The sequence below is a fragment of the Kribbella sp. NPDC000426 genome (assembly GCF_040300265.1).
GTDB lineage: Bacteria > Actinomycetota > Actinomycetes > Propionibacteriales > Kribbellaceae > Kribbella.
Map to the genome: position 1 here is coordinate 430,278 of NZ_JBEPDK010000001.1, position 14,155 is coordinate 444,432.

Annotated in this window: 13 protein-coding genes; 11 read left to right on the forward strand and 2 right to left on the reverse strand. The window is 69.5% G+C overall.

Annotated elements, in window-relative coordinates:
• The first annotated feature begins 99 nt into the window (after positions 1–99).
• The 4 genes from ABT313_RS02030 to ABT313_RS02045 all read left to right on the forward strand — a co-directional run bounded on the left by ABT313_RS02030 (position 100) and on the right by ABT313_RS02045 (position 4,759).
• The gene (locus tag ABT313_RS02030) at positions 100–1,893 is read left to right on the forward strand and encodes a heparinase II/III domain-containing protein (protein WP_350847664.1); all 1,794 of its coding nucleotides are present in this window, start codon (positions 100–102) and stop codon (positions 1,891–1,893) included.
• A 95-nt stretch (positions 1,894–1,988) separates the two neighbouring features.
• On the forward strand, positions 1,989–2,558 hold the full coding sequence (locus ABT313_RS02035) for an RNA polymerase sigma factor (protein WP_350847666.1): 570 nt from the start codon (positions 1,989–1,991) through the stop codon (positions 2,556–2,558).
• Positions 2,555–3,460, forward strand: coding sequence for a hypothetical protein (locus ABT313_RS02040; RefSeq protein WP_350847668.1), 906 nt, complete (start codon positions 2,555–2,557; stop codon positions 3,458–3,460). The genes ABT313_RS02035 and ABT313_RS02040 overlap by 4 nt, the downstream gene beginning before the upstream one ends.
• Before the next feature lie 87 nt (positions 3,461–3,547).
• The gene (locus tag ABT313_RS02045) at positions 3,548–4,759 is read left to right on the forward strand and encodes an MFS transporter (protein ID WP_350847670.1); all 1,212 of its coding nucleotides are present in this window, start codon (positions 3,548–3,550) and stop codon (positions 4,757–4,759) included.
• A 134-nt stretch (positions 4,760–4,893) separates the two neighbouring features.
• Here ABT313_RS02045 and ABT313_RS02050 read toward each other — a convergent pair whose 3' ends face one another.
• Entirely contained in the window at positions 4,894–5,847 is a 954-nt protein-coding gene (locus tag ABT313_RS02050; RefSeq protein ID WP_350847672.1) for a transcriptional regulator TrmB, read from the reverse strand.
• Between the two features lie 109 nt (positions 5,848–5,956).
• Between ABT313_RS02050 and ABT313_RS02055 the strand changes: the two genes are divergently transcribed.
• The 3 genes from ABT313_RS02055 to ABT313_RS02065 are packed head-to-tail and all read left to right on the forward strand — an operon-like array spanning position 5,957 to position 10,019.
• The gene (locus ABT313_RS02055) at positions 5,957–7,099 is read left to right on the forward strand and encodes a WD40/YVTN/BNR-like repeat-containing protein (protein WP_350847674.1); all 1,143 of its coding nucleotides are present in this window, start codon (positions 5,957–5,959) and stop codon (positions 7,097–7,099) included.
• Positions 7,100–7,124: 25 nt separating this feature from the next.
• Complete coding sequence (locus ABT313_RS02060) at positions 7,125–9,014, forward strand: putative Ig domain-containing protein (protein WP_350847676.1); 1,890 nt, start codon at positions 7,125–7,127, stop codon at positions 9,012–9,014.
• Between the two features lie 9 nt (positions 9,015–9,023).
• Positions 9,024–10,019, forward strand: coding sequence for a hydroxyacid dehydrogenase (locus ABT313_RS02065; protein ID WP_350847678.1), 996 nt, complete (start codon positions 9,024–9,026; stop codon positions 10,017–10,019).
• On the opposite strand, the gene aroQ is transcribed toward ABT313_RS02065, so the two are convergent.
• Positions 10,016–10,627, reverse strand: coding sequence for a gamma subclass chorismate mutase AroQ (gene aroQ / locus ABT313_RS02070; RefSeq protein WP_350847680.1), 612 nt, complete (start codon positions 10,625–10,627; stop codon positions 10,016–10,018). The genes ABT313_RS02065 and aroQ overlap by 4 nt on opposite strands.
• Before the next feature lie 159 nt (positions 10,628–10,786).
• On the opposite strand from aroQ, the gene ABT313_RS02075 reads away from it, so the two are divergent.
• The 4 genes from ABT313_RS02075 (at position 10,787) to ABT313_RS02090 (ending at position 14,152) form a co-directional block, all read left to right on the forward strand.
• Complete coding sequence (locus ABT313_RS02075; RefSeq protein WP_350847682.1) at positions 10,787–11,455, forward strand: fasciclin domain-containing protein; 669 nt, start codon at positions 10,787–10,789, stop codon at positions 11,453–11,455.
• Positions 11,456–11,457: 2 nt separating this feature from the next.
• The gene (sigK, locus tag ABT313_RS02080) at positions 11,458–12,057 is read left to right on the forward strand and encodes an ECF RNA polymerase sigma factor SigK (protein ID WP_350847684.1); all 600 of its coding nucleotides are present in this window, start codon (positions 11,458–11,460) and stop codon (positions 12,055–12,057) included.
• Positions 12,054–12,773 (forward strand): anti-sigma factor, encoded by a 720-nt coding sequence (locus ABT313_RS02085; RefSeq protein ID WP_350847686.1) that lies wholly within the window; start codon positions 12,054–12,056, stop codon positions 12,771–12,773. The genes sigK and ABT313_RS02085 overlap by 4 nt, the downstream gene beginning before the upstream one ends.
• Before the next feature lie 941 nt (positions 12,774–13,714).
• Positions 13,715–14,152 (forward strand): PaaI family thioesterase, encoded by a 438-nt coding sequence (locus ABT313_RS02090; RefSeq protein ID WP_350847688.1) that lies wholly within the window; start codon positions 13,715–13,717, stop codon positions 14,150–14,152.
• Positions 14,153–14,155: the final 3 nt, after the last annotated feature.

The following is a 14,155-nucleotide window of genomic DNA, read 5'->3' on the forward strand; positions in this document are numbered from 1 at the left end:
TCCCCGTATCGCCGCCCCGGTGCCCGGGCCGCCGCCACGCAAACCCTGTCCTGGTTGACGAAACAGTCGTATGAAATCGGCGGCTAGACTTCTGGCCCGATGGCTCAAACACTGCGTGACCTGCTGCCCGAAGAACTTCTGGCCCGATCGCTGGACAAGCCTTTCGCCACAGTCCCGGCGTGGGACAGCGTCCCGGCAGCCGACCGTACGGCGCTGCTCGCGGACGCCGAATCACAGCTCGCCACGCCCTGGCCGGTCCTGCTGGCGAGCGACTACGCCCGCTTCCACCACGACGGCGATCGCGAGCGCTACGAGACGCCGTACTTCGCGCGTCGGCGCCGGATCGTGACCAGCGCGGTCGCCGCCTTGCTGACCGGCGAGCAGCGCTGGGTCGCCGATGTCACCGACGGCATCTGGTTGGTGTGTGACGAGCTGACCTGGACGATCCCGGCCCACGCCACGTCCGCGATCGCGCGCGGCGAGGCTCTGCCGCGTCCGGGCGATCGCGATCTCGACCTGTTCTGCGCCGAGACCGGCGGCCTCCTCGCGTGGGTGGACGCGCTCGTCGGGCTGGACGCCGGCACCCGGGACCGGATTGCGACCGAGGTCGACCGCCGGGTGCTGACGCCGTTCCTGGAGATCCGCGACTGGCCGTGGCTGACCGGGTTCACGAACAACTGGAACCCGTGGATCCACTCCAACCTGACCGCGTGCGCCGTCCTGCTCGAACGCGATCCGGCCCAGCGTACCGAGGTCGTGTCGCGCGTGATCGACGGCTTGGACGTCTTCCTCGACTCCTACCCCGACGACGGCGGCTGCGACGAGGGCGCGTCGTACTGGACCCGGGCCGGCGGCGCCGTCGCGGACAGTCTCGCGCTGTTGTACGACGCCTCCGGCGGAACGCTGGACGGGTTCCGGCATCCGAAGCTGCGGCCGATCGCGTCGTACCTGCCGGCGATGCACATCGACGGCCTGTGGTACGTCAACTTCGCGGACTGCCCGGCGCAACTGGACGATCCGTCGGTCGCGTACCCGCTGTACCGGCTCGGCGTGCACACCGACGAGCCGTCCGCGCGGCACCATGCCCGGGCGATCAAGCGCCGTGGCGACCCGCTGGTCGCGCGGATCCCGTCGATGGGTCGGGTGGTCGGCACGTTGCTGACGCCGGCTCTCCGCGCCGACGAGGAAGATCCGGGAGCCCGGGCCACCTGGCTGCCGGACACCGAGGTACTGGTCGCCCGTTCCGAGCGTCTGCTGCTCGCGCTCAAGGGCGGGCACAACGACGAGTCGCACAACCACAACGACGTCGGCTCGTTCGTCATCGCCGTCGACGGCGTACCCCGGATCGTCGATCTCGGCGTCGGCAGCTACACGCGGCAGACGTTCTCGGCCGAGCGCTACCAGATCTTCACGATGCAGAGCGACTACCACAACCTGCCGAAGGTCAACGGACTGTCGCAGTTGCCCGGCCCGGAGTTTCGCGCGACCGGGATGTCGGCCGGGATCGGCGACGAGCGGGTCCGTTGCGAGCTCGACCTGGCGCGGGCGTACCCGGCCGAGGCCGGCATCCGTTCCTGGCGCAGGGAGTTGGTGATGGATCGCCCGGCCGAGCTGATCGAACTCACCGACACCTGGGAGCTGCAGGAAGCACCGAGCTCGCTGGTCTGGCACCTGGTCGTCAACGGCCCGATCACCACGTCCGACGGCACTGTGCAGATCGGCGACCTGTCGATCTCGTACGACGCCGGCGAGGTGGCGCTCACGATCGAGCCGCTCCCCTTGACCGACCCTCGCCTGAGCGCGATCTGGGGCGATCGTCTGAACCGCCTCGTCCTGTCCGCCCGCACCTTGACCGCAACCGGCACGACGACTTTCACCGTGCGCCCGTCCTGACCGCGACGACCGCCTGAGGTCGTGGGACCCCGGAGTGGGGGTCGGGACATATACCCGGGGAAGGCCCCCGACGGAGGGACGATCTGGAGGTGGCGGTGGGTGACGGGGAGTTGTGGCGGCAGGCGGTCGACGGGGAGCCGGAGGCGTTCGGCGAGCTGTTCGATCGGCATGCCAAGGCGGTGTACAACTTCGTGTTCCGGCGGATCGGATCGTGGAGTGACGCCGAGGACCTGACCTCGCTGGTGTTCCTGCACGCCTGGCGACGCCGGGCCGACGTCGTGCTCGTCCACGACTCGGCCCTGCCGTGGTTGTTCCGTACGGCGGACTTCGTGGTCCGCAACGAGCGCCGCCGGCAACGGTTCCGGTGGTTGAACGTCACCCGGCAGACACCGACGACGGACGAACCCGATCATGCGGACCAGGTCGCGGCGCAGGTCGACGACGAGCGGGAGGCGAGCCGGCTGCGGGCGTTGCTGCGGAAGCTGCCGCGGCACGAGCAGGAGATCGTCGAGCTGTGCTTCTGGAGCGGGCTCGACGCGCAGTCGGCGGCCGTCGCGCTCGACGTACCGCTCGGCACCGTGAAGTCCCGGCTGTCCCGGGCCCGCAAGCGGCTTCGCGATCTCAGCGTCTTATCGGACGACGAGGCTTTGGAGAGACTGCCATGAACGAGCTACTCACCCGCCGTACCGACCGGCCGCTGCCGCCCGGCGTACACGCGAAGCTGCGCGCCGAACTGCTCGAGGCGATCGTGCGCGAGCCTGTACGCCGGCCGCGACGGATCCTCGCCCCGGCGCTTGCGGCCGCGTCCGTCCTCGTCGTGGTCGCCGGGCTCGTAGTCGCCGTACGGGCGTTCAAGACCGACAGCGCACCGCCGGCGACCGGTCCGGCGAAGACGAGGACGTTGACCGCCGACGAGACCGCGACCCTGCGCACGCAGTGCCTGGCCGAGGCCAACCGGATCACCGGCAAGTCGCTGCCACATCCGTTCACCGACTACAAGGTGGTCAGGGCGTTCGAGTTCACCGGCGTGAAGGATCCGAAGGTGGTCAGCACCTGGCTGATCGGCTCCGGCGTGGAACGCATCCCGATGCCGAAGGGCCTCCCGCCCCAGACCTCGCCGGGGTTCTGGCTCTGCAGCCGGACCGCGGGCGGCGTCATCAGCGAGTCCAGCATCCGGTTCGGCACCGGCGCCCGGCTGAGCGGAGACCCGATGATGCGGATCGCACGCAACGCGGGCGTCTACACCAAGCCGGTCGCCCGGGTCACCGTGCAGCCGAAGGGGCAGGCGCCGGTCGAGGCGTTGCTGCAGGACGGGTTCTGGTTCGCGCCGACCGTTGGCCGCACCAACTGGGGACCGTACGACTCCGACGACACCGGCCAGAACGACTTCGTGGTCCGCGGGTACGACGCGAACGGCACGCTGATCGTGACCGATCGCGGCATCGACCCGACGGCCGCGCCGGTGACCTGCCCGGTGGTCGTGGTCACGTTGCCGAACGGGAAGCTCGACACCGTCCCGAAGACGCCGACCCCGCCGGAATGTCGCGAGTACCGCTGGCCGTCCTGACCATCCGTGATCACAGCCGCAGGCTTTTTAGCAGGTTTGATCAGTTTAGTCTTGCCGTGAGTCGGCCGCTCGGGGTGAGATATCTCCATGACGCAGACGCGGGCCGCCGGCGCGGTGGACGGGCAGGGGTTCTCGTACCGGCCGTTCATCTGGCTGGCGGTCGCGACGTTCTCGATGGGGATCGACGGGTACGTGCTGGCCGGCCTGCTCCCGCAGATCGCCGGCGACCTCAGCGTCACCGCGGCGGCGGCCGGGCAGCTGATGTCGGTGTTCGCGTTCACCGCGGCGCTCGCCGGTCCCGTCCTCGGCACGCTGACCTCACGCTGGGAACGCCGTACGACGATCGCGCTCGCGCTCGCGGTGTTCGTGCTCGGCAACCTGATCGTCGGGATCGCGACGAACTACCCGATCGCACTCGGCGGCCGGGTGATCGCGGCGCTCGGCGGTTGCCTGCTGAACGCGGCCGTCACCGGGTACGTGATCGCGCTGACGCCGCCCGAGCACCACGGCAAGGCGCTGTCGTTCGTCCTCGGCGGCTGGATGACGGCGACCGCGCTCGGCGTGCCGATCGGCCTGGTGATCGGGCAGTCCAGCTGGCGCTTCCCGATGATCATGGTCGCGGTGGTCGGCACCATCGCGCTCGTCGGCATCCTGCTCCGACTCCCCCGGTTGCATCTGCCCGGCGGATCGCTGGTTGACCGGCTCCGGCCGCTGAAGCAGCCACGGCTCCTCGCCGGGCTGCTGGTCACCACCGGCATCCTCTGCAGCAGCTACACCTGCTTCACCTACGCCACCCTGATCCTCGGCCCGCACTTCCATGCGCACTGGGCGATCATCCTGATCATGTTCGGGTACGGCGTCTCGAGCATGGCGGGCAACGCGATCACCGGCCGGCTGGTCGACCGCTTCAGCGCGATCCGCGTGCTCACCGTGGTCCTGATCGGGCTGCTGCTGAACTCGGTCCTGGGCATGGTCGCGCTGATGTTCGCGCCGGCTGTCGTGGCCGCGGTGTGGGGCCTGGTCTGGTTCTTCTCGGCGGGTGTCGGCAACGGCGGCGGCGCCGTACCGCAGCAGGCCCGGCTCGCCTCGATGGCGCCGGACTCGGCGACGATCGTGATCGCCCTGAACGGCAGCGCGATCTCCCTCGGCTCAGCCCTCGGCAGCGCCCTCGGCGGCGTCGCCCTCACCGCCGGCGCTTCGCCAGACGGCCTCCTCGGCGTCGCCGGCATCATCCTCGCGATCACCGTCACCCTCCACGCCCTGGTCACCCGAGCCACCCACCGAGCCACCACCGCCTGACGCTCAGCTCCGCGCCACCCCGGCCCAGCGCCACCCCACCCAGCGCCACCCCACCCAGCGCCACCCCACCCAGCGCCACCTCGGCCCGGTGGCGACCCCGGCCGGACGGTAACCCGGCCTCTTGGCAGGCGGGTCTAGCGCCAGCCGCGGCGGGCGGCTTGGAGGCCGGCTTGGAAGCGGCTGGTGGCGCCGAGTTCCTCCTGGACCTGCGCGATCCGGCGGCGCAGCGTTCGCCCGCTGACGCCGAGCTGCCGGGCGATGGCCTCGTCCTTCATCCCACTCGCCAGCAGATTGACCAGCGTCTGGTTGGGATCCGCGTTCTCGGACAGCCGCAACGGCGTCGCCTGACTCCACAACTGGTCGAACAAGACCTGCAGCGCGCTCGTCAACGCCGAGTCCGACACCACCACGGCCCGCGGCTGCCCCGGCGCCGACGGTCCACCCGCCAGCGGCAGGATCGCGGTAGTCCCGTCCACAACCAGCAGCTTCACCGGCACCTGCGGCAACACCCGCGACTGCTCACCCCGCTCCGCCATCGACCGCAGCCGGTCGACCCACCCCGGATGATCGAGCACCTCAGCCGCGTAGATCGACCGAAACCGCACCCCACGATCGAGCAGCGCCAACTCCGCGCCCGACACCTGAGCGCTCCCGTCGGCGACGTACGGCGGGGTGTCCGTGCCGACCGCCTGCTGAGTGGCACCGCGGAGCATGTCGTCGATCCGCGCCTCGATCGCGTCCCGGCCGACCGCGATCTCGATCAGCCGGCTCGGCTCAGCCTGCAGCTGACCCGCGCTGAATTCACGCGCGAGCTGATCCGTCATCGCCGCGACACCGTCGAGCGCGGCCCGCCGCTCGCGCACCAGCATGCCCAGCCCCGACCGCGGATCGACCGGCGCCGGCGCGGCCTCCGACCCACTCCGCACCAGCCCGGCCACGACGAGCCGCTCGACCGCCTGTGTTACCACTTTGTCCGGTAACTCCAGGAGCTCACCAAGCTGCCCCACCGGCACCCCCGGATCACGCAGGAGCTGCCGATACACCTGGGCATCGATTCCTGACAGCCCAACTGCTTCCCAATCAGCCACCTGGTGAGCGTAGTTGGCCGGGATCGGCGTTTGGCCGGAATGGGCGCCGCAATCGCGAGATCTGGGCTTAGCGTGTCCCAGGAAACGTCGCCTGTCCGAGGAGTGAACTGTGCGTCTGCATGCTGGCCGCAAGACGATCGCGCTGGTGGGCACCATCGGCGCCGTCGTCAGCGCGCTTCTGGTCGGCTCCGGAGCCGACGTCGCGACCGCCGATCCGAGCGAACCCGCCTTCGCCCCGCAGTCGATCGTCTGGCCGACCCAGACCGACGGCTATGTGCTCGGCGGCGTCACCTGCGCCACCGGCACGACGACCTGTCCGGCCGAAGTGCTTGCCACGCACAACGGTGGCAAGACCTGGACCGTCGCCGGTCGCACCCACAACGGACTCGCGAAGAGCGGCGAGCCGGGCCTGACCAGCCTGCAGTTCGCGAACGCCAAGTTCGGTTGGGCGTACGACCCGTACCTCGAGGTCACCAATGACGGCGGCAAGACGTGGACCCAGGTCCCGTTGCCCGGCGGTGAAGCCAAGATCCTCAACCTGCTCGCCGCGCCCGACGGCACCTACCTCGTCACGTCAGGCTGCGAGATCGGCACCGGCATCTGCGACGACCGCCCGCTGAAGGTCTGGCGCGCGCCCGCCGGCAAGTCCACCGGCTGGAAGCAGGTCGACGTCCAGGTCGCCGCTGACGATCACGTCGCCATGGACGCCGAGGGGTCGACGGTCTACTTCCTGGCCGCGCCGTTCGTCGGCCCAGGCCGCCTGTCCACGATCCACAACGGCACGGTCCGGCCGACGAGCACGGTCACCTGCGCCGACGCCGAGGACGCGACGATGACCGATCTCGCCACCAACGGCCCCGGTCGCGTCTACGTCCTCTGCATGGCGAACTTCGGCCGCGGCCACTCCGACAAGACCCTGCTGGTCTCTGGTGACGGCGGCAAGACCTTCCGGTACGACGCGATTCCGGGCGGGCTCGGCCTGGCCGGCCAACTGTCGGTCGGACCGGACGGCGCGGTCATGCTTTCCACGCTCACCGCGAGCCTCGTCTACAACCGGCCGACGCTGTCGAAGGCGTGGCGCATCGACCAGGAATGGCTCGAGAACAGCGAGCACATCCACGACCTGGTCCAGCAGAACGGTACGACGGCCTGGGTCGTCGAGCGCGATGCGGCGTACACCCAGAACCCGCAGCTCTGGGTGAGCCATGACGCCGGCGCGAGCTGGCAGCAGACCACCCTCGTCCCGGCGTGACGCCGACCCGATCAGGAGTAGAACAGTGATCTCATTGCGCCGGTTGGCGGTCCCGCTCGCGCTTGTCCTCGTCGCCGGTACGACGACGGCGGCGGCCGCGGACACCCAGGAACCACCGAAGGTCGTCGCGAGCTGCGACCAGCTCGTCAAGCCCGGCGAGTACACCTGCTTCGCGCAGCGACGCGCCGACCTGGGCTTCCGCGGCAAGGCACTCGGCGGAGCGCCGGACGGATACGGCCCGGCCGATCTGCAGTCGGCGTACAAGTTGCCCTCAGCAACGGCGGGCCAAGGGCAACGGGTCTACATCGTCGACGCGTACGACGACCCGACCGCCGAGGCGGACCTCGCGGTCTACCGCAAGCAGTTTGGTATACCAGAGTGCACGACCGCGAACGGCTGCTTCCAGAAGCTGAACCAGGACGGGCTGCCGAGCCCGCTGCCGGCGCCGTCGCGTTCGTGGTCCGGCGAGATCTCGCTCGACCTGGACATGGTGTCGGCGATCTGCCCGAACTGCGGCATCACGCTGATCGAGTCCGACTCCCCGAGCGACGACCTGCTCAAGGCGGTGAAGACCGCGAACGACCTCGGCGCCAAGTTCGTCTCGCTGAGCTGGGGCGGTCCGGAGTCGTCCGACCTGGCCGAGCTCGACAAGACGTACTTCAGCCCGCGCGGTGTCGTGTACGCGGCGTCCACCGGTGACTACGACTACGACGCCGGCGTCTCCTACCCCGCCAGCTCCGCGGCCACGACCGCGATCGGCGGTACGACGCTGACCAAGGACGACTCGGCACGCGGCTGGACCGAGACGGTCTGGAACAACGGCCCCGGCCAGGGCACCGGATCCGGCTGCTCGAGCGTCGTCGCCAAGCCGAGCTGGCAATCGGTGATCCCGGCAACGACCTGCCCGAAGCGCGCGATCGCGGATGTCTCCGCCGTCGCCGACCCAGCCAACGGCGTTGCGGTATACCAAACCACCGGCGGCTCCGGCTGGGCCGTGTACGGCGGGACCAGCGCCGCCGCCCCGGTCATCGCCGCCACCTACGCACTTGCCGGTGACCCTGCTCCGGACTCCCGTCCGGCCGGATACCCGTACGGGGCCACCGGCAACCTCAACGATGTTGTCGAAGGCAACAACGGCGAGTGCACCCCGGCCGCGCTCTGCACGGCGCGGCCCGGCTGGGACGGCCCCACCGGCCTCGGTACGCCGAACGGCACCCGCGCCCTGACCTCGCCGACCAAGGCCAACCGGATCACCGTCTCCGCCCCGACCCAGCAGTTCGATGCGGCCGGCGATGTCGTCGTACTGCGGGCGCGTGCGACGGACTCGGGCCATAGCCTGGTGAGGTTCTCCGCGACCGGTCTGCCCGCCGGACTCCGAATCGACGCGCTGAGCGGGATCATCTACGGACGACCGACCACTCCCGGGACGTACTCCGCGACGGTGACAGCGACCGACTCCACCAAGGCGCGCGGCAACACTGTGATCAACTGGGTCGTCAGCACCCGGAAGAACGCCGTGGTCAACGGCGACTTCGAATCCGGCAGCGGCGGCTGGACGCAGACGCCGGACGTGATCCGGGCCGACGGTCAGTACAGCCACAGCGGCCTGGGATACGCCTGGCTAGGCGGGACCGGCACGACGCACACCGACTCGCTCAGCCAGCGCGTCAGCGTCCCCTCGTTCGGGCACCCGACCCTGCGGTTCGCCTTGCGGGTCGCCGGCGGGGATGACGCCCTCCAGCTGACCGTCGACGGTCACGTGGTGAAGAGCTTCAGCCGGACTACGGCGTCGTACGCGACGCAGTCCGTCGACCTCACGCCGTACCGAAGCAGGACCGTCACCCTGGAGTGGACCAGCACGGAGAACGAAGGGGCGCCGACGACATTCCTGCTCGACGACGTTTCGGTGAACTAGAATTCGGCCATGGCCGAAAAGATACGGATAGTGCTGGCGGCGACGCCGTCGTTCCGCGACATGGTGTTCGGGACGGCGAGCGTCGCCCGGCTGGACGCGCTCGGGGACGTCGTCGTACTCGATGATCCCGGGGACGCGGCAGCGTTGACGGCGGCGCTGCCCGGCGCCGACGTGCTGATCACGTCGTGGGGTGCAACGCCGTTGACCGCGGAGGTGCTGGATCACGCGGACCGGTTGCGGCTGATCGCGCACAGCGCCTCGTCGGTGAAGCATTTCGTCACCGATGAGGTGTTCCGGCGTGGCCTGCGGATCACGCAGGCGGGACAGGCAATGGCGGAGCCGGTGGCCGAGGTGTCGCTGGCGTTCACGTTGAGCCTGCTGCACCGGATCCAGCGCTTCGACCACCAGATGCACGACGGTGCGTGGCGGGACGCCGCTCCGCCGCAGCACGGGCTCACGGCGTCGCGGATCGGCGTGGTCGGCGCATCGCGGACCGGCGTCGAGTACATCCGGATGCTGGTCGCGCTCGGCGCGGAGGTCGTCGTCTACGACCCGTATCTGACCGACGATCGCGCGGATCAGCTCGGCGTACGACGAACCCCGCTCGACGACCTGCTCCGGACCAGCAGGGTCGTCGCCCTGCACGCGCCGACCCTGCCCGAGACCCACCACATGATCGGCGCCCGCGAGCTCGCGCTCATGCCCGACGGCTCGTCCCTGGTCAACACCGCTCGCTCCTGGCTGATCGACTCCCCCGCGCTCCTCGCGGAACTTCGAACCGGCCGGATCGACGCAGCGCTGGACGTGTTCGACGAGGAGCCGCTACCGACCGACAGCCCGTACAGGACCCTCGCCAACGTCCTGCTGACCCCGCACCAGGCGGCGGCGACCGTCGAGTGTTACCTCGAGATGGGCGAGATCACCGCCGCCGAGATCGAGCGCTTCGCGGCGGGCGACCCGCTCGAGTACGAGCTCACCAAGGCCGCCCTCACCCGCATGGGTTAACAGACGGTCGCCGAGGCCGTCCGCACGGCCTGGCGGTGCAGCGCGTCCAGGTGGTGGCGGATGTCGCCGGTCGCGGTTGACACGACGAGCGAGATGTCGCACCGGAGACCGGTCTGGCGAAGGTGGTCGACGCGGACCAGCTCGGCCAGCAGCTGGGTGGTCAGAGCGTCGAGCTTCTCGCGGATGACGTTGAGGTCGGGTCCGCTGGTCGGAGCCTTGTCCGGGTGGGCGGCCCAGTACGCCAGCAGTCCGCGCTGGACCACCTTGCTCGCGTCGATCTGGGCCTGGAAGAACGCCGCGGTAGCGTCCGGATCGATCCCGAGCTGGACCGCGGACTGCCGCACCGAGTCGAGGATCTGCTGCTCGCGGACCGGGTCGTCGACCGGCTTCCCACTGAAGTACTTCGACGCCGCGACGTCGTCGCCGATCAGGATCCGCTGGATCATCAGCTCGGTCAGCCCGTCGAACGTCACCGCCGCGGTGTCGTGACCGACGGCCACAGCGGTCGGTACAGCAGTCACAGTCGCAGCGTTCGCGGTCGGCGCGAGCAGCGCGAACCCGCCGACGGTGCCCACGGCAACGGCTCCGGTGATCAGCTTTCGCAGCACGGTATTTCCACCCTCTCCAGTCACACTCCAGGACGGCTCGCGACTGTACGCCGCTCCGGGTGCACGCCTGTTCACTTTCACAAATCTCGAACCCATCCGGTCCGCGAGCGGCTCCGAAGTACCGGTGTCAGACACCCTCGTCAGGAAAGAGATCACGTCATGTCCAAGCACCTCACCCGCGCCGGTATCGCCCTCAGCGCGCTGGCCCTCGCCGTGACCGCGTCCGCCTGCGGTGGGTCCGACAACAGCAGCAGCAGCGCCCCCGCCGCCTCGTCGTCGTCCTCGGCGCCCGCCGACACCCCGAGCATGACGCCGTCGGCGAGTGAGGCCGCGAACACCATGGTTGGCCCCGGCTGCGCGGCGTACGCGAAGGCCAACCCGAGCGGCGCCGGCTCGATCGACGGTATGGCGGCCGCCCCGGTGGCCACCGCCGCGTCGGGCAACCCGCTGCTGAAGACCCTGGTCGCGGCCGTCTCCGGCAAGCTCAACCCGAAGGTCGACCTGGTCTCCACGCTCAACGGCGGCGAGTTCACCGTCTTCGCGCCGGTCGACACGGCCTTCGCGAAGATCCCGGCCGCCACCGTGAACACGCTCAAGACCAACGATGCGCTGCTGACCAAGATCCTCACCTACCACGTGGTCGCCGGTCAGCTCGACCCGTCCGCGGTCGTCGGCACCCACCCGACCGTGGAGAAGCAGAGCGTGACGGTCACCGGCTCGGGCGACAGCCTGAAGGTGAACGGCGCGAACGTGATCTGCGGCGGAGTACGGACCGCGAACGCTACGGTGTACCTGATCGACTCCGTGCTGATGCCCCCGGCAAGCTGACCGTGAACGAACCTACTTCGCTTCCCTGGCCCGTCGGATCGCCCGCGCGATCCGACGGTGACCTGCTCGCGCTGACCGCGACCGGTGACACGGCCGCGTTCAGCGCCCTCTACGACCGGGTCGCCCCCTGGGTGTTCGGCCTGGTCCGCCGGATCCTGCGCAATCCGGCCCAGTCGGAGGAGGTCACGCAGGAGGTCATGATCGACGTCTGGCGGACGGCCACCCGGTACGACGCCGACCGCGGCTCCGCGCACTCGTGGATCCTCACGATCGCGCACCGCCGGGCGGTCGACCGGGTGCGCTCCGAGCAGGCCTCGGCGGACCGGACCGACCTGGCCGGCGCCCGGTCCGCCGAGGTCGACTTCGACCAGGTCGCGGACACGGTCAGCACCCGCCTCGAGGCCGAGCAGGTACGGCGCTGTCTCGGGACGCTGACCGAGCTGCAACGCGAGTCGATCGAGCTGGCGTACTACAACGGTTACACCTACCCGGAGGTGGCCCAGCAGCTCGGCGCCAAGCTTCCGACCATCAAGGCGAGAATGCGCGACGGCCTGATCCGCCTCCGCGACTGCCTCGGCACCACGGAGGGGCAAAGGTCATGACGGATCCCGACGTACACACCCTGACCGGCCCGTACGTTCTCGACGCACTGCCGCCGGATGAACGCGCGCGCTTCGAGGCGCACCTCACCGAGTGCACGTTCTGCAGCACCGAGGTGACCGAACTGCGACAGGCCGCGATCAAGCTCGCGACGCAGGTCTCGACCCCGCCACCGCCCGGGCTGAAGGCGAACGTGATGGCGGCCATCGAGGACGTCCGCCAACTGCCCCCGCAGGTACCAGTTGCTCCCTCTCCGCTGAAGCCGCAGCGCTTCACCCGGCGCTCTGTGCTCGCGCTGGCCGCGGCGGCGCTCGCGGTCGCGGCGGCCGGCGGAGTCGCGATCGATCAGTACCAGGACCGCTCCGCCGCGGAGCGCGCCAACCAGCAGGTGGCGGCCGTACTGGCACAGCCCGATGCCCATACCGTCCACGGCACGGTCGAAGGCGGCGGCCAAGCGACAGTCGTCCTGTCCGCCAAGGCCGACAAGTCGGTCGTCGTACTCCGCGACCTCCCGAAACTGCCCAAGGACCGCACCTGGCAACTCTGGATGATGGACCCCGCCAACAAGGCCACCTCGATCGGCCTCACCACCGGCGACACCACCCAGGTCGTCAACGGCTCCACCACCGGAATGACCACCTTCGGCCTAACCATCGAACCCGAAGGCGGCTCCCGAACCCCAACCCTCCCAGCCGCTTCCCTGGTCCCACTGACCTAGAAGAAGAAGCGAGTTTTAGAGTGGTGGCTGGCTTCGGTGGCGTACCGGAAGTTGCCTGCGCGTAGTCGGCGCTCGTGGATGTGGTCCGGACGTGAGTCACTCATCAACCGAACGCAGGCTCGTGGCCGCAGGCGTCTGGCACGTGGCTTCGGCGCCAATGACGTGGGTTGCTGAGTGGTGGCAGTCCGCCTCCGCGCCGCGGGCAGTCGTGGTTGGGGAGGATCTTGTGCCCGAATCGGTGCAAGATCCTCCCCAAGTCAGGTCATCCAGGGATCCCGGCAGATTCTCTGAACTACCTTCCACGACTCGGCGGGCGGGTGATGTGGCCGGGAAGCCGCCGGCGTCGATCGGGCATCTGCTGAGTCTGTGTGACTCCGCGAACTTGATCTGCATCTGGACGGGACGTGTGCCTCCCATAGCTGCCCTCGGCCCGCTCGCGCACGCCCGAAACCGAGCCCCGGTGAGGTGGCACCTCCTGTCGAGTTGCAGACTCCTCGGACGCTCCACCGCGAACAGCTTCATCCGCTGGAACATCTGCGAGCCCGAACCCGGCGGCGGCTGAGGTGTCGCTTTCCGGAAGGCCGGTCCGGGGCGGTCGGCTCAGGCCTACGTCAGCGCGAGTACGACGTGCCGGCGCCGACCTCGCCTCGAGGCGAGTCCGACCGGCCCACGGCGCGCAGGTGAACCTCCAGCCGGCCGCCGGAGTCAGCCATGACTCTAAATTCCTCTTTCTCTGTCCTTCTTAAGATCCTCTTCACTGCAGGCTCATCCGGGACAATGGTCGCGCGACTGGCCGCCGCGTCGCGCAGGTGAACCTCCGCCGGCCACCGAGGGCAACCAGCACTCAATTTCCTTCTTTGTCTCATTCTCTTCTCTTCTTTGTTCTGGGGTGTCGTTCAGGTGGGGCTGCGGTGGTCCTGGTGGGCCAGTACGCTCGCGGGATGGAGGCGGCGGCTGACGTGCAAGGGCGGGTGCGGGAGAGTTTTGCTCGGCAAGGGTTGATGGAGCATCTGGGGGCGCAGGTCTCGTTCGTGGGGGACGGGGAGGTGCGGATCGAGTTGCCGAGCCGGCCCGAGGTCACGCAGCAGCACGGGTACTTTCATGCGGGAGCGACCAGTTCGATCGCGGACAGTGCGGGCGGGTATGCCGCCTTCACGCTGTTCCCGGAGGACACGTCCGTGCTCACGGTCGAGTTCAAGATCAACCTGCTGGCCCCGGCCGAGGGTGAGCGGCTCGAGGCCGTGGGCACGGTGATCAAGACAGGTCGGACGCTGACGATCTGCAAGCTCGAGGTGTTCGCGGTCGCGGGCGTCCGGCGGACGCTGGTCGCCGTCGGGCAGCAGACCCTGATCCAGGTCGAGGCCCGCCCCGAGCGCTGACCC